Below are 18,762 nucleotides of genomic sequence, written 5' to 3'. Positions count from 1 at the left end.
GCGGCGTCGGTCACACCACAGGTCGGAGGCGGTAGGTCACACCGGGCAGCGGAACCTCACACCAGTCGGCGGGCCGTCGCCCAGCGGGTCAGCTCGTGCCGGTTGGACAGCTGGAGCTTGCGCAGGACCGCCGAGACGTGCGACTCGACCGTCTTCACCGAGATGAACAGCTGTTTGGCGATCTCCTTGTACGCGTACCCGCGCGCGATCAGCCGCAGCACCTCGCGCTCGCGCTGGGTGAGCCGGTCCAGGTCCTCGTCCACCGGCGGCGCGTCCGTCGAGGCGAACGCGTCGAGCACGAAGCCCGCGAGGCGCGGCGAGAACACCGCGTCCCCGTCCTGCACGCGGAAGACCGAGTCCACCAGGTCGGTCCCGGTGATGGTCTTGGTGACGTACCCGCGCGCACCGCCCCGGATGACTCCGATGACGTCCTCGGCCGCGTCCGACACCGACAGCGCCAGGAACCGCACCGGGTTCACGGCCGCCGCCATCAGCGGGGCGCAGCGCCGCAGCACCTCGACGCCGCCGCCGCCCGGCAGGTGCACGTCGAGCAGGACCACCTCGGGCCGGGTCGCGGTGATGACGGTGACGGCCTGGTCGACGTCCGCGGCCTCGCCGACGACCTCGACGCCCGTGCGTTCGGTCTCGCCGATCTCGGCCTGTACTCCCGTACGGAACATCCTGTGGTCGTCGACGAGCACCACCCGGACGCTCCTGGTCTCCCCCACGCCTGCGTTCTCTGCGGACTCGGTCATCCTGCGTTCGCCGCCCTCTCCATCTCCAGCTCGACTTCCGTGCCGCCGTCGGGCGCGGACCGCAGCCGTGCGGTCCCGCCGTTGCGCTGCATCCGGCCGATGATCGATTCTCGTACGCCCATGCGGTCGCTCGGTACCGCGTCGATGTCGAATCCCGGCCCCCGGTCCCGGACGGACACGAACACCATCTGCCCCTCCACCTCCGCGTACACCTGCACCGGCCCGCCCTCGCCACCGTACTTGGCGGCGTTGACCATCGCCTCGCGCGCTGCCTGGATCTGCGCCGCCAGCCGCTCGTCGAGCGGGCAGTCGCCGACGACCACGACCTCGATCGGGACTCCGTGGTGGTCCTCGACGTCGGCCGCGGTCTTCTTCACGGCCTCCGCGAGGGTGGCCGGCTCCTCCGCCTCGTCCTTGCCGGTGCCCTCGGGCCGGTAGAGCCAGTTGCGCAGTTCGCGTTCCTGCGCCCGCGCGAGGCGGCGTACCTCGGAGACGTCCTCGGCGTTGCGCTGAATCAGGGTGAGGGTGTGCAGCACCGAGTCGTGCACGTGGGCCGCGACCTCGGCGCGCTCCTGGGCGCGGATGCGCATCAGGCGTTCCTCGGAGAGGTCCTGGGTCATCCGGATCAGCCAGGGTCCGGCGAGCAGGGCCACGCCGACGAGGACGGCGAGCGTCGCGGTGAGGACGTTGCCGAGCTGCGCCGCGGAGCCCCGTACGACGATGAAGACGGTCAGGCCCACCCCGACCAGGGCGACCCCCGCGAGTGCCCGGGCGGCCTGCAGGAGGCGCCCGTGCCGCCCGACGGCCGTGGACCAGTGCGCGCGGCGGGCGTTGTCGGCCTGCCGCCATACGAGCACCACCCCGGCCCCGACCAGCAGCGTGGGCCACACGTACCGGCCGGAGGCGCCGCCCAGCTGGACCTTGGAGATGAAGATGCCCGCGCCGATGAACAGGGCGATCAGCGCGGTGATCTGCCCGCGGTCGGGTTTGCGCAGCCGGCGGCTGCCGTCGGGGAGGGTCTCGAAGAAGGAGCGGTGCCCGGTCCGGCCGCCGACGCCGAGCGGTACGAAGACCCAGAACGCGGCGTACAGCAGCACGCCCAGCCCGTCCCCCCACATGAACAGCAGGAGGAACGCGAGGCGGACCCAGCCCACGGGCAGCCCGAGGTGCCCGGCCAGACCGCGTGCGACACCGCCGAGCATCCGGCCGTCGGCGCTGCGGTAGAGCTTGCGCTGCGGGACCTCGTCGGCGTCCGGTGCGTGCGGGGTACGGGGAGCGGCGGCTACGGGCATGTCACCAAGGGTCACACGCCCGGTGGGGGCCGGTCATCAGGGCATGCCCCCACTTGTACCGGGGGGATATCAGGGTTGCACCAGGGTAGGGCCCGATGCCCACCGCTTCCGCGGCCCGTCACCATGGACCCATGACCGAAGTACACGACGCCCCGCCGGCCGAGCCCGGGGCCCCTCGGGCGGATTCCAGGCCGCCGCTGCGCCGCAGCAAGCGCGACAAGCTCCTCGCGGGCGTGTGCGGCGGCCTCGGCCGGTACTTCGACCTGGACCCGGTGGTCTTCCGCATCGTCCTCGGTGTCCTCGCGGTCACCGGCGGCGTCGGTCTGATCTTCTACGGCTTCGCGTGGCTGCTGCTCCCCCAGGAGGGCGAGGAGGACAGCGAGGCGAAGAAGCTACTGACCGGCCGGGTCGAGGGCGCGACGCTGGCGGCCGTGTTCGCCGCGCTGGTGGGCTGCGCGCTGTTCCTGTCGATGCTGGACAACGGCGGGCTGGCGGCCTTCTCCGTCCTGGTCATCCTGGCACTGGGCGGAGCCTCGTACTGGTCTCAGCGGCAGCGGCACACCTACCAGCCCGAGGCGCAGACGCCCGATCCGGGCGGCAGCGCCCACCGCGCCGCGCACTCGCCCGCTCCGCCGGAGACGAAGGCGCCGCCCACCCCCGGCGGCCCGTCCTGGTGGCGGGATCCGCTGGTCAAGGACGGTACGACCGGCCCGGTCGGCGGGACGGGATACCTGTGGGGGCCCGACGACACCGCCGACCCGGTGGTGACCGGCCGCACCCCGGAGTCGGCAGCGAAGGCGCCCGTCGCCCCGGTCCGCCCGCGCGGCGGCATCGGGGGCCGGGTCTTCGTACTGGCTCTGCTGGCCGGGATCGCGGGGACCGCCGCCACCTGGGAGGGCAATCCGCTCGGCCAGGCACTGCAGATGGGGCTCGCCGCCGCGCTGGTCGTCTTCGGTCTGGGGCTCGCGGTCAGCTCCCTGCTGGGGCGCACCGGCTTCGGCACGATCGTGCTGGCCGTGTTCACCTCGGGCCTGCTGGCGGGCGCGGCCGTGCTGCCCCGCGAGGTCGGCACCGACTGGCGGCAGGTCGAGTGGCGGCCGGCCGCGGTGGCCGACGTACGGCCCGTGTACGAGGCGGGCACCGGGCTCGCCACGCTGGACCTGAGCGGGCTGGACGTGCCCAAGGGGACCACCGTGGCCGTCGAGGCCTCCATCGAAGCGGGCCGGCTCAAGGTGGTCCTGCCGCGGGAGGTCACCGCGCAGGCCGATGTCACCATCCGGCGTGCGGGTGACGTGCAGATGCCCGGGGACCGCGCGGACCGGATCGAGCAAGTCGGACGGCAGAACCGTACGGAGACCCTGGTGCCGGCCGTCGGCACGGAGGCCGGCGGAACGATCGACCTGCACCTCACTGCGGGTATCGGACAGGTGGAGGTGGCCCGTGCGGCGTCATGAGTTCCAGCCGGGACGGCTGATCGCGGGGCTGGTCCTGATGGTCGCGGGCGTGTTCTACCTGCTCGACAGCACCGGCCGGGCGGATCTGCCCTGGTTCGCGGTCATCCCGATGACCCTGGGCGGGCTCTCGCTGGCCGCGCTCGTGGGGCTGGTGACCTACGCCGTACGCCGCGACCGGCGCGACCGGATCACCGAGTCCAGCGACAGGTAGGGCGCCCCGGCCAGGATCAGCGGGGTCCACGCCAGCAGGTAGATCAGGTCGTTGCCGTAGTAGTAGGGGGTCACCGCCCACGACACCGTGAGCCACAGGCTGAGCGCGATGAGCGCTCCGCCGACGGCCGCGATACGGGTCAGCAGGCCGACGAGGGCCCCGAGGCCGACCAGGATCTCCCCGATCGCGAGGGCCACGGCGAAGCCGACCGGCGAGTTCAGCGACAGGTCCACGAGGCCCGGGATCGCGGAGGTGTCGCGGACCCCGCGCATCAGGTCGCCGATGGAGCCGTCGCCGGAGGCGGAGAGGAACGCGGAGTCGGTCAGTTTGTCGATCCCCGCGTACACGAAGGTCACGCCGAGGAAGAGCCGCAGGGGCAGCAGCGCGTGCCGGGAGGCCAGCTCGCGCAGGCCCACCGCGTCGCCAGGGGCGTAGGTTTCAAGAACATCGGTTCGGTTCACGGGACATGTGTACCCCGATCACTCGGCAACATCGATCGTGCAGCGGTTGGATTCCACCCCCGCGGCCGTGACCACCTGGATCTCTACGCGCCCCGGCTCCACCTCCGCCGGGACCGGCACCGTCAGCACGGCGTCGGAAGGATTGGTGAATCCGCCCGCCACCGGGACCAGCGGCACGTGCACATGGACCGCCCCGACCCGTACGACCAGACGGGCCAGCATCTCCGGCGTCTGCGCCCCCGGCGGTACGAAGCCCACGCCCCGGATCTCGATGTCGTCCCCGGGGCGGACGGCCGCGTCCAGATCCCCGGGCTCCCGTCTGCGCACCACCGACAGCACCAGCGGCCGACTGCCCTCCGCGTACTTCGCGGCCAGGTACACCACCGCCGACAGGGCCACCAGCAGGGCCAGCGCCCAGGGCAGCTGCGGCAGCCGGTCCGGGAAGCGCGCCAGCGAGGCCGCGGCGTAGCCGAGCACGACCGTCGAGACGAGCACGTACTGGGCGTCAGGGAAGCTCCCGCGGCCCGCGTCGTCCGTCAGCAGATCGACCCCGCGGGGCCGGTCGGCCGGCAGTTTCTGCAACCGCTGGCCCATGATCCGTACCGACACCACCCGGCGGACCAGCACCGCCACGCCGGAGGTCAGCGAGACCACCGCCAGCAGCGGCAGCGCCCGGTCCAGCGCCAGGCCCGCGTACAGCGCCTGCCGCTCGGGGCCGGGCGCCGACGTGGCCAGGCGCAGCGCCGGCAGCAGCGTGGCGAAGGCCGCCAGCACCACCCAGGCGCTGGGCACCGTCTTGGAGGTGGACAGCCGGTTGTCCTCGCCGACCAGCGGGGCCAGCAGCCCGCCGCGCACCGACTGGGCGCGGGCCGCGACGGTGAGCAGCCCGGCCAGGACCAGGGCCGCCAGCAGCCCGGCGGTGCGCGCCGTGGTCCAGCCGGTGCCGAGCGCGGCGGCGACCTGGACCAGCAGCAGGACCCCGGCGGCGATCCAGACGGCGAGGACGGCCCGCCGCGAGAACAGGTACAGCCAGGAGCTCCCGGCCTCCCGGCCGCGGTCGGCGACGGTCCGGGCGGACAGGGTCAGCTCGTCGGAGACCCACTGCCGGGAGGCGCCGAGCGAGTGGGCCACGGCGGCGGGCACGCCCTGGCCGGTGGCGAACTCGTCGCGCTTCTCCAGGAACGCGGCGACCGCACGCCGGTGGCCGGCGCGAGCGCACTCGTCGCAGGCGCAGGCGGTGGTGTGGGTACTTCGGGACATCTCTTGGACAGCCACGATGTGCCGCCTCTCTGAACTACGGTGCAATGCCAGCGAATTGTGCACCACTGCGGCAGTGCTCCGGATTGCGCACGATGTCAGAGCAGGTGATTAACGGTTCATGATGTTGACGCCACCTGTTCCCTGAGGGGCTGGTAGCTCACCCAGGCGGCCAGATCGGACCCGAACCGCTCGCGCGTCAGGGCCGCGGCGCGGTGGTCGACGGGCACCGGCTTCCCGGCGGCCCGGGCGATCAGCTGCACCTGCGCGGCCCGCTCCGCCTCGATGAACCACCAGACGGCGGCGTCCACCGAGTCCCCCACCGTCAGCAGTCCGCGGTTGCGCAGGATCAGTGCCTTGTACGGGCCCAGCGCGAGTGCGGTCCGCTCCGGCTCGTCGGCCCCGGAGTACTCGTCGAGCAGCGCGTGGTCCTCGTAGAAGGCACAGGCCTCCTCGGTGATCGGGGCCAGCAGCTCGCCCAGGGCCGCGAGGGCACGGCCGTACGGGCCCTGCGCGCGGACCACGGCGACCGTCTCGGGGCGCCGGCGGTGGACGGCCGCGTGCACGGCGAAGGCGAGCTGGTTGACCCGGCGCCCGCCCCGGACCACCCGCCCGTCCCCGTCGACCAGCAGCAGGTCGTCCGCGGTCAGCGCGGTGAAGGCCCGGCCGAAGGGGTTCACCCAGTAGCAGTCCTCGAACTCCGGGTCCCGTGCCGTGACCTGCCCCGCCACCCCGTCCCCGTAGCCGAGCCGCCCCAGCAGCCGCAGCGCCTCGGCGAGCCGCTCCTTGCGGTGGGTGCGGGCCGCTTCGACGGTGTCGTGCACGGGCGGCATCTCGAAGCCCAGCCGCTCCACGGGCACGGGTACGGGCTGATCCGGCATGGGCGCTCCCTCGGACGGCTCGGTTCGCCGCGCAAGGTACCCGGGCCCCTGCCAACTGGCCAGAGAAACGGCGAAGCCGCCGCCCGGAGGTAAGGGCGGCGGCTTCACGGAGATCCGGGTGGGACTACTCCCACTCGATGGTGCCCGGGGGCTTGCTCGTGCAGTCGAGGACCACGCGGTTCACGTCCGGCACCTCGTTGGTGATGCGGGTCGAGATCCGCGCGAGCACCTCGTACGGCATGCGCGTCCAGTCCGCGGTCATCGCGTCCTCCGAGGAGACGGGGCGCAGCACGATCGGGTGGCCGTAGGTGCGGCCGTCGCCCTGGACGCCGACGCTGCGGACGTCCGCGAGCAGGACGACCGGGCACTGCCAGATCTCGCGGTCCAGGCCGGCCGCGGTGAGCTCGTGGCGGGCGATGGCGTCGGCCTCGCGGAGCAGGTCCAGACGCTCCTTGGTGACCTCGCCGACGATGCGGATGCCCAGGCCGGGGCCCGGGAAGGGCTGGCGCTGGACGATCTCGTCGGGCAGGCCGAGCTCCTGGCCCACCATCCGGACCTCGTCCTTGAACAGCTGGCGCAGCGGCTCGACGAGCTCGAACTCGATGTCGTCGGGGAGCCCGCCCACGTTGTGGTGGGACTTGATGTTGGCGGTGCCGGTGCCGCCGCCGGACTCGACGACGTCCGGGTACAGGGTGCCCTGCACGAGGAAGGCGACCGCGGGTCCGTCCTCCTGGAGGATCTCCAGCTGGGCCTGCTCGAAGACGCGGATGAACTCGCGGCCGATGATCTTGCGCTTGGTCTCCGGGTCGGAGACGCCGGCCAGCGCGGTCAGGAAGCGCTCCTGCGCGTCGACGACCTTCAGCTGCACGCCGGTCGCGGCGACGAAGTCCTTCTCGACCTGCTCCGTCTCGCCCTTGCGCATCAGACCGTGGTCGACGTAGACGCAGGTCAGCTGCGAGCCGATGGCCTTCTGCACGAGGGCCGCGGCGACGGCGGAGTCCACGCCGCCGGAGAGGCCGCAGATGGCGCGCTTGTCGCCGACCTGCTCGCGGATGGCCGCGATCTGCTCCTCGACGATGTTGCCGGTGGTCCAGCTGGGGGCGAGGCCGGCGCCGCGGTAGAGGAAGTGCTCCAGGATCTGCTGGCCGTGCGTGGAGTGCATCACCTCGGGGTGGTACTGCACGCCGTACAGCTTCTTCTCGTCGTTCTCGAAGGCCGCGACCGGGACGACGTTGGTCGACGCGGTGACGCTGAAGCCCTCGGGGGCGGCGGAGCAGGCGTCGCCGTGGGACATCCACACCGACTGGTTCGCGGGGGTGCCCTCGAAGAGGGTGGAGCCGGTCTTGGAGACGGCGAGCGGGGTGCGGCCGTACTCGCGGGCGCCGGTGTTGTCGACCTGGCCACCGAGGGTGACCGCCATCAGCTGGAAGCCGTAGCACATGCCGAAGACGGGGATGCCGGCCTCGAAGAGGGCCCGGTCGATCCGCGGGGCGCCCTCTTCGTACACGGAGGACGGACCGCCGGAGAGGATGATCGCCTTGGGGTTCTTGGCCAGCATCTCGTCGACGGGCATCGAGCTCGGCACGATCTCGCTGTAGACCCGTGCCTCGCGGACGCGGCGGGCGATGAGCTGGGCGTACTGGGCGCCGAAGTCGACGACGAGAACCATGTCCGGGGCGCTGTCGTGGGCGGCGGAGGGTGCTTCTGGCACGGGGCGGCCTTCCGGCGGAAGAGGTGGCTGTTTTGTCGATTCTAACGGGGGCCGTAGGGCCCTCTTCGTCTCACCATCCGAATCCGGTTGGCTCCCAAGGCCCGCAGAGGGTAATAATCCGTCCCATGCGCAAGCAGCTGAGCTTCCTCTTTACCTATGGCACCGGTCGGTCCGGTCGCCATGGGTCCTCGTGATGCTCGCTTGAGCCACTGACTTCCCGAAGCGCCCCGGTCCGACAGGACCGGGGCGCTTTCGCGTTCCCGCTCCTGCCGGCACGAACCACAGGAGAGAACACCATGAGCGTCACCACCACCCCCGAGCAGCTGATCGCCGACTCCCGTACGCGGATCGACGCCCTCGACGACCGGATCATCGGCCTGATCCAGGAGCGGATGGCCGTCTCGACGGTCATCCAGGACGCCCGGATCACGTCCGGCGGGCGCCGGGTGCACCTGTCGCGCGAGATGGAGGTGCTCTCCCACTGGAGCGACGCCCTCGGAAAGCCCGGCACCGCCCTCGCGATGACCCTGCTGGAGCTGTGCCGGGGCCGCGTGTGACGGCTGTTCGTCACTCGTCCGGACCGTGACCGGCCCAGGGCCCCTTCGTTGGTGAGGATGTCCGCGTCAGCCAGCCGCGGAACCGCAACACCACGCGTGGCTCCGCCGGAGCGATGAGACGCACGCCCCGTGGAGCGTGCGTCGTGGGACCTCGCTCCTTCGCGTGACCGGACGGCAGGGGACAGCAGCCCGGTCACCCCGTAAAGGACGGCCGGCCCTGGGGACGCCCCGGGCCGGCCGTTCTGCGCTGTCGCGCCGTTGTGCGGGGTCGCGCCGTTAGGCGTGCCCGCCCGCCTTGCGGCGGAACGCCAGGAACAGCCCGCCGCCCGCGGCCACCGCGACCGCGCCGCCGAGCGCGATCGCCGCGGCGGAACTGCCGGTGGAGGCGAGGCCGCCGTTCGCCGTGGTGCCGGTACCGGTACCGGTGGCCGAGGCGCTCGCCGACGCGGTCGCCGTGGCCGTCGCGGAGGCGGTCGGGGTCGGGGTCGGGCCGGCCGAGGTGGTCGGGGTCGGCGCCGGGCCGCCGTCCTTCGCGTTGATCACGAAGGCCGCCTTGTTGTTGGCCGGCGTCGGGTCCCAGCGGTGGCCCGTGGTGCCTTCCGGCGTCCACTGGCCGACCGTGACGGAGCCCTTGGCGTCGGCCACGACCGTCTCGATCTTCAGCTCGAACGGGTAGGAGAACGTCTGCGTCTCCCCCACCACGTGACCGGTGGAGCAGAAGTAGCGCGGCGCCCCGAGGGCCTGCTCGCGGTGACTGCCGTCCGCGTTGACGCCCTGGCAGCCGGCCGGGACCCGGGTGACCTTCGCGCCCGCCGGGATCACGATGTCCGTCCGGGCGACGTCCTCACCGGAGCGCAGGTACGCGACCCACGCGGGGCCGTTGTTGCGGAAGCCGAAGTCGGCCCGGACCGTCTCGCCGGCCTTGCCCTTGAGGGACGCGCCCGTGGCGACCAGGTCGGCGGTGTTCTTCGTCGCGAGGTCGAACTCCCGGATGTTGTCCCAGGGGTCGAGGTCGCCGGTCCGCGGGGCGGACTGCGCCGAGGCCTTGCCGGCCTGCTTCCCTGCGGCGAGCTTCTTGCCGCCGGCGGGCGTGCGCTTGTTGGCCGACTTCGGCTGGTCGCCAGCGGCGTACACCGCGTAGGTCAGTCCGTCGATGAAGGCGTGCGGGGCGGCCTTGAGGGTGAGCGGGCCGTCGACGCCGTAGACGGCGCCCGGCTCGTACTCGCCCTCCAGCAGGCACTGCACCGTGCTCCAGCCCGTGTTCCAGGGCTGGCCCGCGCCGGTGTCCTCGGAGTACGAGCAGTTGTCGTACTGCTCGAGCAGGTTGATGCCGTGCGTGGTGCGCACTTCGAGGACGACGCCGTCGACGGGGTCGGTGCCCTCGTTGGCGAAGACGATCGGCAGGTTCTGCTTGTCGCCCGGCTTCAGCTCCGCCTTCAGAGCGGCCCGGTCCAGCACCAGGTCGGGGCCGCCGACGCGGACCTTGGTGGTGGCGGTCTGGAAGGTGGCGCCCTCCGCCCGGCCGGTCACAGTCAGATCCGCGCTCTGGCCGACCTTGCCGTCCTTGGCGGCGCTGACGTCCAGGTCCACGACGGTGGTCTCGCCGCTCCACAGGGCCCAGCGCCGGCACGTCACGGTCGCGGCCGCGAGCGTGCAGTTCGCGCCCTGCTGCTCCTTGGCGAGCGTCACGTCGGCGATGCCCTTGAGCGGAGCCAGGTCGATCGTGAAGGTGCTCTGGCGGTCGAACGTCTCGGCGGAGTCGTTGACGATCCGGAACGCCAGCGAGGTCTTCTGCGGCTCGCCGCTCTGCCCGGGGTGCGGGCGCAGGCCGATCCCGGCCGGTCCGGCCAGGGTGAAGACGGGGTCCGCGGCGTGTGCGGGGGTGGTGGCCAGACCGAGGGCCACCAGGCCACCGGCAGCCAGCAAAGAGATGCGCTTTCTCATGCAGCCGTTGACTGTCGAACATCAATCGCAGTTGCACACTTCACTGTGTGATCGACACCACAGCCGGCCTCGAGGGATTCCGGTACAACCATCAAGGCTGAACATCTGTCACATATGTACCGCGGTGGGTACCGCGCTCGGAGGGGGAGCGCGGTACCCACCGCTGTCACAGCGTCGGTTCCGGATCGTTCAGGACTGACGCGGCGGAATCTCCGGGACGGCGAGGAACGGCAGCCGCAGCGCGCCGAAGGCCTCCTTGGGGACCGCCGGACGGACCGGTTCCACCGCGTCCAGGCGGACGTACGCCGTCCCCTGCTCGGGCCGCGGGTCCCGCTCGCCCATGTTCGGCCAGTACGACATCGCCCGTTCCGCCTGAGCCGTGATCGTCAGCGACGGGTTCACTCCGAGGTTCGCGGACACGGCCGAACCGTCCACCACCGAGATGCCCGGGTGCCCGTAGAGCCGGTGGTACGGGTCCACGACGCCCTCCTCGGGCGAGGCTCCGATCGGGCAGCCGCCCAGGAAGTGCGCGGTCAGCGGGGTCCCCATCAGCTCGCCGATGTTGCTGCCCGGGAAGCCGTTGATCTCCTCGGCCAGCAGGGTCGCGGCCTGCGTGGCCTCCGCGATCTGCACCGGGTTCGGGGCGCCGTGCCCCTGCCGGGCCGTGAGCAGGCCCTTCCCGATCCCGCCGGGCTTGCGGTAGGTGGTCAGCGAGTTGTCGAGCGACTGCATGACCAGGCCGATGATCGTCCGCTCCGACCAGCGCCGGTTGGAGAGCGAGCGCGCCAGCTGCAGCGGGTGCCGTGCGGTCCGGCCCAGCCAGGCGCGGACCCGGTGCTTGCTGTGCGGGACCTGGAGGACGGTCATGAACCCCATGGCGTTGGAGCCCCGGCCGTAGCGGACGGGCTCGATGTGGGTGTCGGCGTTGGGGTGCACGGAGGAGGTGATCGCCACGCCGCGGGTGAAGTCGGCCCGCTGCGCCGTGCCGGAACCGTCGCCGTGGCGCCTGCGGTAGCGGCGGTCGTCGGTCTGCGCGCCGACCAGGCCCTCGGAGTTGGTCCGGGTCAGCTCCCCGAGCCGCTGCGAGAGGCGCGGGAGCTCACCGCGGTCCTTCATCGTGTGCAGCAGGGTCTGGGTGCCGTAGGTGCCCGCCGCGACGATGACGTACCGGGTGCGCAGCACCTTGGCGCGACCCCGCCGACGGCCGTCGGTGGGGACGGTACGGACGCGGTAGCCGCCCTCGGGGTGGTCGGAGAGCGCCGTGACGGTGGTCATCGGGTGGATGACCGCGCCGGCGCGTTCGGCGAGGTGCAGGTAGTTCTCGTTCAGGGTGTTCTTCGCGCCGTGCCGGCAGCCGGTCATGCACTCGCCGCATTCGGTGCAGGCCCTGCGGGCGGGGCCGGCGCCGCCGAAGTACGGGTCGGGGACCTCCTCGCCGGGCCGGACCTTGCGCTGCCCGGCGGCGTCGTCGCCGTCCCCGAAGAAGACTCCGACGGGGGCCATGTGGAAGGAGTCCGCGACGCCCATCTTCTCGGCGGCCGCCTTGAGGTGGACGTCGGAGGGGGTCATGGTCGGGTTGAGGCGTACCCCGAGCATCCGCTTGGCCTGCTCGTAGTACGGGGCGAGCTCCTCGCGCCAGTCGGTGATCGAGGCCCACTGGCGGTCCTCGAAGAAGGCGGCGGGCGGCACGTACAGGGTGTTGGCGTAGTTGAGCGAGCCGCCGCCCACGCCGGCGCCCGCGAGCACCATCACGTTGCCGAGCAGGTGGATCCGCTGGATCCCGTACAGCCCGAGGGCCGGGGCCCACAGGTAGTTGCGCAGGTCCCAGCTGTTCTTCGGCAGGCTCTCGCGGGTGAAGCGGCGTCCTGCCTCCAGGACGCCGACCCGGTAGCCCTTCTCGGTCAGACGCAGCGCCGAGACCGACCCGCCGAAGCCCGATCCGATGACGATGACGTCGTAGTCGTACGACTCAGACACGGTGCTGCCCCTTAACGGAATCGGAGATCAACGGAAGCGGAGGGCCTTCATGACCTTGAGGCTGCGGGTCATGAACGCCGCGTACTTCTCGTCGTCCATGCCGAGCGAGGGCGCCATCGGCAGCAGCCGCTGGTGGGCGACGGTCTGGGCCTCGGTGTACTTCAGGATGCCCTCGGAGCCGTGGCGGCGGCCGAGGCCGGAGTCCTTCATGCCGCCCATGGGTGCCTGGGCGCTGCCGTAGGCGGGGGCGTAGCCCTCGTTGATGTTGACGGTGCCGGTGCGCAGGCGGGCGGCGACGGCGTGGCCGCGGCGGGAGTCCTTGGTCCAGACGCTGGAGTTCAGGCCGTAGGCGGTGGCGTTGGCCTCGGTGATCGCCGCGTCCTCGTCGGTGAAGCGGTAGATCGAGACGACCGGGCCGAAGGTCTCCTCGCCGCACACCGCCATGGGTGCCTCGACGCCGTCGAGGATGGTGGGCTCGTAGAAGAGCGGGCCGATGTCGGGGCGGGCCACGCCGCCGGCCACGAGGGTGGCGCCCTTGGCCACGGCCTCGTCCACGTGCCGCTGGACGGTCTCCAGCTGGCGGTCGCCGACCAGCGAGCCCATGTCCGCGCCGTACGCGAGGGAGGCGCCGAGCCGCATGGCCCTGGTACGGGCGGCGAACCGCTCGACGAAGGCGTCGGCGATCGAGGCGTGGACGTAGAGCCGCTCGATGGAGATGCACAGCTGCCCGGCGGAGGAGAAGCAGGCGCGGACGGCGCCGGCGGCGGCCTTCTCGATGTCGGCGTCGTGCAGCACGAGCATGGCGTTCTTGCCGCCGAGTTCGAGGGAGACCCCGACGAGGCGGTCGGCCGCGCCGCGGGCGACCTCGCGGCCGGTCCGGGTGGAGCCGGTGAAGGAGACGTAGTCCGCGTGCCGGACCACCTCGGGGCCGACGACGGGGCCTTCCCCGAGGACGATCTGGAAGACGTCGGCGGGCAGTCCGGCCTCGATCAGCAGGTCGCGGGCCCACAGGGCGGTCAGGGCGGTCTCGGTGTCGGGCTTCATGACGAGCGCGTTGCCGGAGACGAAGGCGGGCAGCGCGTCGCCGACCGACAGTTCGAGGGGGTAGTTCCAGGGGGCGATCTGACCGACGACCCCGCGCGGCTGGCGCAGCTCGGTGACCTTGGTGAGGGTGGGGATGGCGCCCGTGTGGCCCTTGGGGCGCAGGTACGCGGGGGCCTTGCGGCCGTAGTGGCGGGCCGAGACGGCGACCGCCTGGACCTCCTCGTGGGCGTGCAGGCGGGCCTTGCCGGTCTCCAGCTGGATCAGGTCGAGGACCTCGGCCTGCCGGGCGAGGACCAGGTCGTGGAAACGCAGCAGGACCGCCGCCCGCCGGCGTACGGGCACCGCCGCCCAGGCGGACTGGGCCGCGCGGGCCCGGTCGAAGGCCTCGGCCACGTCCTCGGGGGTGGCCTCGGGGAGCTCCGCCAGCCGGTCCCCGGTGAAGGGGGTGTGATTGGCGGTGCGGCCGGATCCGATCACTCCGCGGGTCAGCCGGGCGACCAGGTCGGGGGTCACCACGTCGGCGGCGGTGCGGGCACCGGCCGGGGCCGGGGCGACCGGGTTGGTGGGCTCCGGTGCGGTCCGGAGGGGGGCGGCGGGGGCCTGCGAGTCGGTCATGCCGGTGAGCGTATTGCGCCGGACAGCCTTTGGGTACCCGCCGGTAACCGGATTTTGCCATTTCCGCCAGTGATCGCTGGCAGGATGACGGGACCGGGGCCGCTCAGGGCTTGGCGGCGGGCGGCTCCCAGCCGCTGAGCACGATGTCGAACTGCTGGCGGGTCGTGCTCCAGTCGCTGACGGGGCCCGACATGTAGATCGCGTACTCGGTGCCGTCCGGGGCGACGTACATCTGCTCGATGGCCCGGCGCGGTCCGGCCTGCGTGCCCTTCTCCATCCAGGTGAAGTCCCACAGCGCGGCCCGGGTGCTGTCCCGGAAGGTGTTCTGGTTCAGCCGCTGCCGCTTGTAGTCCGTCCGCTTCGCCACCTGCTTCTCCAGGTCGAGCAGGTGCACGTACGGGTTCTCGTAGTCCGGCGTGGAGTCGGCGGCGATCCGGATGAAGTGCTTCCCGTTGTCGGGGGTGTAGTCGATCTGGTTGCCGTCCATCTGCCGCGTCCAGCCGTCCGGGACGAAGAGGGAGAAGCCGGTGGGGTCGGTGACCTTTTTCCAGCCCACCGGCGGAGCGGCCTCGGCCTGGGACTTCGCATCGTCACCCGACGGACCGCCCGACGCACCGCCCGCCGGACCGCCCGACTGACCGCCCGACTGACCGCCCGCCGAGCTCGCCGCCTTGTCCGCGCCGCCGTCGTTGCCCGAGTCCCCGGTGTACTTGAGCACCCCGAACACACCGCCGCCGCCGAGCAGCGCCGCCACCAGGGCCACGACCACGGCCCTCACCCGCCAGCCCCGGGCCGGATCGGCCACGGTGACCGCGGTGGCCCCGGTCGCCGGGGGCGCGGGGGGCTCCGGCAGCAAGGCCGTCTGCGCGTTGTCCGCCGACTGCACCGGCTCCTCGGCCGACTCCTGCGCCGGGGCGAGCTCCTGCGAGGTCACCGCGCGCGTGGGCACGTACGCCTGGGCCGCCTTCGGCTCCCGGCCCTCCATCGCCTCCATCAGCATCCGCTCGGCCTCCGCCGCCGAGGGGCGCTGCGCCGGGTCCTTGCGCAGCAGTGCCGTGATGATCGGTCCGAGCGCCCCGGCCTGGCGCAGCGCCGGCGGCTCGTCATTGACCACGGCCTGCAGGCTGGAGATGGGCGAGGTGCGGCGGAACGGGGAGCGCGCCTCCACCGCCGTGTAGAGGGTGGCGCCCAGCGACCACAGGTCCGAGGACGGGTCGGGGGACCCGCCGGTGACCCGTTCGGGGGCCAGGTAGTCGATGGAGCCGACGATCTCGCCGGTGCGCGTGATGGACGAGTCGCCCTCGATCGCGGCGATCCCGAAGTCCGTGAGGAGGACCCGGCCGTCCTTGGCGAGCAGCACGTTGCCCGGCTTCACGTCCCGGTGCAGCACGCCGACCGCGTGCGCGGCGCGCAGCGCGCCCAGCACGTGCAGCCCGATGCGGGCCGCCTCGCGGGGCTCGATCCGGCCCGCCGCCTTGGCCGCCTCCGCCAGGGAGGGTCCGTCGATGTACTCCATGACGATCCACGGCCGGTCGTCGTGCTCCAGCACGTCGTGGACGGTGACGACCGCCGGATGCTGGATCCGGGCCGCGGCCCGGGCCTCCTTCTGGGTCCGGGCGTGCATGACGTCCCGGTCGGCCTGGGCGACGTACAGACCCGCCGTCAGTTCCTTGACGGCGACGGTCCTGTGGAGCAGCTCGTCATGCGCGCGCCACACCTTGCCCATGCCGCCTCGGCCGATCGGCTCGACGAGCCGGTACCGGCCCGCCAGCACATCGCCCCCACCTGTCTGCTGTTCCACGAAATCCCGCCGCTCTCTGCACTTCAGGCCAGATTACGGATCCCGGAGGGGCTGCCGGAACCGCCCGGGCGCCGAAAGACGGCACTGTGACGCAATCGCCGTACTGATTTGTCGTCAGTATCCGCTCAACCGCCCGCCTTGTAACTCGCCGTGGCCTTTTCGAAGACTTCGGTGACCTTGGTCTGTTCGTCCTCCGGACCGGTGACGAGGACGACGTGATAACTCCCGCCCAGCGCGACCACGAAGTTGCGGGCGAACACGTTGCGACCGGTCCCGTCGATCCACGTGTACCGGCCCGTGGCGCGCAGTTGTTGACCCACCTTCGTGGTCTTCACGTCCCCGACGGTCGACCAGGTGGACGTCCGGTACGGGGTCAGCTCCGGCTCCTTGTCCTTCTGGTACGCCGCCGGATCCGGATTGCCCTGCACCTTGTCGCGGCCGGGCACGACGGTCAGCACGAACGGCCCGTCGGTGTACCGCACCTGACCGGACTCATTGATTCCGCGGCGCTCCCAGCCCTCGGGCACGGCGATCTCGAAGTGCTCCGGGTCCTGCTGGGTGGTGTAACCGGCCGGAGCCGGGGCGGGGGCGGCCGGTGATTCGGCGGGGCCGGTCGTCTGCGGCGCGGGCTTGGACTCGGGCGTGCCGGAAGGCACCTGGGAGGGACTGGGCTTCGCCGGTGCCTGCCCGGTGCTGCCCCGGGCGTCACCCGCCGCCTCCGGATCCGCGGCCCGCGGCATGAACAGCAGCGCGTACGCCACCCCGCCGGCGAGGAGGACCAGGATCCCGACCAGCAGGGTCCGGCCGAGGGCGCGCGGCTTGCGGGGGGCCGCCGGGTTGCGGTGCCGCCCGTGGACCTCGCCACGACGGCGTACGACGGGCAGCCGCGCCGGGTCCGGTTCCGGCATCGGAAGCACCCCGAAAACGGCGTCCGGCTCGGGCGCGGACCGCACGAGCGACCGCAGCCAGCCGCGCAGCTCCTCGAAGTCCGGCCGCTCGGTGGGGTCCTGGCGCAGCAGCGACTCCACGATCGGGCGCAGCGCCCCGCACTCCTCCGCGAAGGCGGGCGGCTCCGCGCAGACCATGTCGACCAGCTCGGCGACGCTGTCCTCCGGGTACGGGGCGTGGCCCTGCACCGCGCGGTAGAGCAGCGCGCCGAGCGCCCAGAGGTCGGTGGCGGGCCCGACGGGGGGCGCGAGCTGCCAGTGCCCGTGCACGGGACCGGCCTGCTCGGGGGCCCACCGCTCGGTGACGGCCCCGACGACGGCCATGCGGGTCTGCCGGGCGCGCTCGGCGTCCAGGCCGGTGCGCGGCCCGGACCAGCCGCTCGGCTGCGACGGGTCGGGCGTGGCCGGGACCGGGACCGGGGTCTCGGCCTGCCGGTAGCCCTGCGGCAGGGCGAGTTGGGCGGGCAGGGCAGGGCGCTCGGGCTGGGCTTCGGGCGCCGGCTCCGGCCGACGTTCCGGCCAGGGCTCCTGCCGGGGTTCCGGCCAGGTCTCCGGGAGTCGTTCCGGATATCGTTCCGGTTCTGGCGCTGGTTGAGGCTCCCATGCTGGTTGCGGTAAGAGTTCGGGCTCCGGTTCTGATTCCGGTTCTGGTTCTGGTTCTGGTTCCGGTTCCGGTGCGGCTGGGGGGAGTTCCGCCCGTCGCGGGGTGGCGCCGTGCCAGGGCGCGGCGGCGCCTGCCGCCGGACCGCCGTACGGATACGAGTACCCCTGCGGGAGGGTCGACCCCTCGGGCCTGCGCTCCGGCGGCGAACCGGCCTCGATCTCGGCGCCGGTCCCGGCCCTGCGCTCCTCGATGACCCGGGCGGCGGCGGCCCGTGACCCGGCCCGGTAGGCGGCGATGGCCCCGGCGCGTGCGGCGGCCTGGAGGTCGGGGCGCTCCTGCGGGCGTCCGGGGGTGATGTGGTCGCTGTAGCGCGGCCCGGTGTCGTACCCGGGGGCCACGAGCGGCGCGTACGCGGCGGGGGGCTCCGTACGCAGGTCCACCGGGTCGGCGGGAGTCGTCGGGTCCGCGATCACGACCGGCACCTGGGCCGGCGTCGGGATCGGCGCGAGGGGCGGAACCGGGGCCGGTCCCGGACCGGAAACCGGACCGGAAACCGGGGCGGTGCCCCAGCCCACCACACCCGTACCCGTACCCGCGCCGCCGGTGTCCTCGGTGCTCGGCACGGGGTCGTACCCGCACAGGGCCTCCTCCGCGGCGCCGGCCGCCAGGCCGGTCAGCACGACCCGCCCGTCCTCGCACACCAACACCGTCCGGACGGTGATGTTCCGGTGCGTCCAGCCGTGCGCGTGCAGCACCCGCAGCGCGGTCAGCACGTCCGATGCCACCTCGGCCGCCCGGTAGGGGCTCAGCGGTTCATCGGCTATCAGCGCGGCCAGCGGCCTGGCCGGGACCAGTTCGCTCACTATCCACAGCGACTCGCCCTCGGCGAACACGTCGAAGACCTGGTCCAGCCGGGGATGGTCAGGGATCGAAGCCGCCGCCTGCGCCGCCTCGATGGCGCGACGCACGGCCGGCAGATCCGCGGGAGAGCGGCGCGCCGCAGACGGGACGGCCCGGTGCCCGTCCAGCAGCTCCGCGTCCACGACCTCCGGCAACGGCACCTGCCGTACCAGGACTTCCTGCCCGCTGCGCGTGTCGAAGGCGCGCGTCTCGATCAGTTCGTACTCGTCGGACGGCGGCAGGGGCAAGCGGTAGCGGCCGGCCAGGATCCGGCCCGCGTACTCCTCCACATCGCCTCCCCCGAGTGCGGTGGGTCCCCATGGCCCCTCCGACACGATACGTCGCCGGGGC

Annotated in this window: 14 protein-coding genes; 3 read left to right on the top strand and 11 right to left on the bottom strand. The window is 72.7% G+C overall.

Annotation, left to right across the window (positions count from 1 at the left end; genetic code table 11):
• Nucleotides 1-56: 56 nt before the first annotated feature.
• Nucleotides 57-755 carry a LuxR C-terminal-related transcriptional regulator gene (locus ACIQZO_RS07850; protein ID WP_403621669.1) on the bottom strand — a complete coding sequence of 233 codons (699 nt, stop codon included), beginning with the start codon at nucleotides 753-755 and terminating at the stop codon, nucleotides 57-59.
• On the bottom strand, nucleotides 752-2,047 hold the full coding sequence (locus ACIQZO_RS07845) for a PspC domain-containing protein (protein WP_403621666.1): 1,296 nt from the start codon (nucleotides 2,045-2,047) through the stop codon (nucleotides 752-754). Before ACIQZO_RS07845 ends, ACIQZO_RS07850 begins: the two co-directional genes overlap by 4 nt.
• Before the next feature lie 131 nt (nucleotides 2,048-2,178).
• On the opposite strand from ACIQZO_RS07845, the gene ACIQZO_RS07840 reads away from it, so the two are divergent.
• Both ACIQZO_RS07840 and ACIQZO_RS07835 read left to right on the top strand, forming a co-directional pair.
• Complete coding sequence (locus ACIQZO_RS07840) at nucleotides 2,179-3,501, top strand: PspC domain-containing protein (protein ID WP_403621663.1); 1,323 nt, start codon at nucleotides 2,179-2,181, stop codon at nucleotides 3,499-3,501.
• A complete protein-coding gene (locus tag ACIQZO_RS07835) occupies nucleotides 3,488-3,712 on the top strand; it encodes a hypothetical protein (protein WP_403621660.1) in 225 nt (74 codons plus the stop codon). The genes ACIQZO_RS07840 and ACIQZO_RS07835 overlap by 14 nt, the downstream gene beginning before the upstream one ends.
• On the opposite strand, the gene ACIQZO_RS07830 is transcribed toward ACIQZO_RS07835, so the two are convergent.
• The 4 genes from ACIQZO_RS07830 to guaA all read right to left on the bottom strand — a co-directional run bounded on the left by ACIQZO_RS07830 (nucleotide 3,658) and on the right by guaA (nucleotide 7,980).
• Nucleotides 3,658-4,173, bottom strand: a complete 516-nt coding sequence (locus ACIQZO_RS07830; RefSeq protein ID WP_403621657.1) for a TQO small subunit DoxD — start codon at nucleotides 4,171-4,173, stop codon at nucleotides 3,658-3,660. The genes ACIQZO_RS07835 and ACIQZO_RS07830 overlap by 55 nt on opposite strands.
• Before the next feature lie 18 nt (nucleotides 4,174-4,191).
• Nucleotides 4,192-5,448, bottom strand: a complete 1,257-nt coding sequence (locus ACIQZO_RS07825; protein WP_403621654.1) for a hypothetical protein — start codon at nucleotides 5,446-5,448, stop codon at nucleotides 4,192-4,194.
• 101 nt (nucleotides 5,449-5,549) lie between these two features.
• Entirely contained in the window at nucleotides 5,550-6,311 is a 762-nt protein-coding gene (locus tag ACIQZO_RS07820; RefSeq protein ID WP_403621651.1) for a class II aldolase/adducin family protein, read from the bottom strand.
• A 124-nt stretch (nucleotides 6,312-6,435) separates the two neighbouring features.
• Nucleotides 6,436-7,980, bottom strand: coding sequence for a glutamine-hydrolyzing GMP synthase (gene guaA / locus ACIQZO_RS07815; RefSeq protein WP_403622125.1), 1,545 nt, complete (start codon nucleotides 7,978-7,980; stop codon nucleotides 6,436-6,438).
• A gap of 338 nt (nucleotides 7,981-8,318) precedes the next feature.
• Here guaA and ACIQZO_RS07810 point away from each other — a divergent pair, with 338 nt between their 5' ends.
• Nucleotides 8,319-8,579, top strand: a complete 261-nt coding sequence (locus ACIQZO_RS07810) for a chorismate mutase (RefSeq protein WP_393850110.1) — start codon at nucleotides 8,319-8,321, stop codon at nucleotides 8,577-8,579.
• Between the two features lie 276 nt (nucleotides 8,580-8,855).
• On the opposite strand, the gene ACIQZO_RS07805 is transcribed toward ACIQZO_RS07810, so the two are convergent.
• The 5 genes from ACIQZO_RS07805 to ACIQZO_RS07785 all read right to left on the bottom strand — a co-directional run bounded on the left by ACIQZO_RS07805 (nucleotide 8,856) and on the right by ACIQZO_RS07785 (nucleotide 18,701).
• Entirely contained in the window at nucleotides 8,856-10,523 is a 1,668-nt protein-coding gene (locus ACIQZO_RS07805; RefSeq protein WP_403621647.1) for an LPXTG cell wall anchor domain-containing protein, read from the bottom strand.
• Nucleotides 10,524-10,712: 189 nt separating this feature from the next.
• Entirely contained in the window at nucleotides 10,713-12,500 is a 1,788-nt protein-coding gene (locus ACIQZO_RS07800; RefSeq protein ID WP_403621644.1) for a GMC oxidoreductase, read from the bottom strand.
• Between the two features lie 27 nt (nucleotides 12,501-12,527).
• A complete protein-coding gene (locus tag ACIQZO_RS07795) occupies nucleotides 12,528-14,159 on the bottom strand; it encodes a succinic semialdehyde dehydrogenase (RefSeq protein WP_403621641.1) in 1,632 nt (543 codons plus the stop codon).
• Nucleotides 14,160-14,262: 103 nt separating this feature from the next.
• Entirely contained in the window at nucleotides 14,263-15,960 is a 1,698-nt protein-coding gene (locus tag ACIQZO_RS07790) for a serine/threonine-protein kinase (RefSeq protein WP_403621638.1), read from the bottom strand.
• A gap of 125 nt (nucleotides 15,961-16,085) precedes the next feature.
• Nucleotides 16,086-18,701 carry a protein kinase gene (locus ACIQZO_RS07785; protein ID WP_403621635.1) on the bottom strand — a complete coding sequence of 872 codons (2,616 nt, stop codon included), beginning with the start codon at nucleotides 18,699-18,701 and terminating at the stop codon, nucleotides 16,086-16,088.
• Between the last annotated feature and the right edge of the window lie 61 nt (nucleotides 18,702-18,762).

The organism is Streptomyces sp. NPDC097617 (assembly GCF_044761485.1).
GTDB lineage: Bacteria > Actinomycetota > Actinomycetes > Streptomycetales > Streptomycetaceae > Streptomyces.
Note: the sequence above shows the minus strand (reverse complement) of the source record. Positions and strands in the feature narration are given on the sequence as shown.

Coding starts and splice junctions, on each gene's coding strand:
- ACIQZO_RS07810 (WP_393850110.1), top strand. CDS start 8,319: ATGAGCGTCACCACCACCCCCGAGCAGCTGATCGCCGACTCCCGTACG.
- ACIQZO_RS07845 (WP_403621666.1), bottom strand. CDS start 2,047: ATGCCCGTAGCCGCCGCTCCCCGTACCCCGCACGCACCGGACGCCGAC.
- ACIQZO_RS07820 (WP_403621651.1), bottom strand. CDS start 6,311: ATGCCGGATCAGCCCGTACCCGTGCCCGTGGAGCGGCTGGGCTTCGAG.
- ACIQZO_RS07850 (WP_403621669.1), bottom strand. CDS start 755: ATGACCGAGTCCGCAGAGAACGCAGGCGTGGGGGAGACCAGGAGCGTC.
- ACIQZO_RS07795 (WP_403621641.1), bottom strand. CDS start 14,159: ATGACCGACTCGCAGGCCCCCGCCGCCCCCCTCCGGACCGCACCGGAG.
- ACIQZO_RS07805 (WP_403621647.1), bottom strand. CDS start 10,523: ATGAGAAAGCGCATCTCTTTGCTGGCTGCCGGTGGCCTGGTGGCCCTC.
- ACIQZO_RS07840 (WP_403621663.1), top strand. CDS start 2,179: ATGACCGAAGTACACGACGCCCCGCCGGCCGAGCCCGGGGCCCCTCGG.
- guaA (WP_403622125.1), bottom strand. CDS start 7,980: ATGGTTCTCGTCGTCGACTTCGGCGCCCAGTACGCCCAGCTCATCGCC.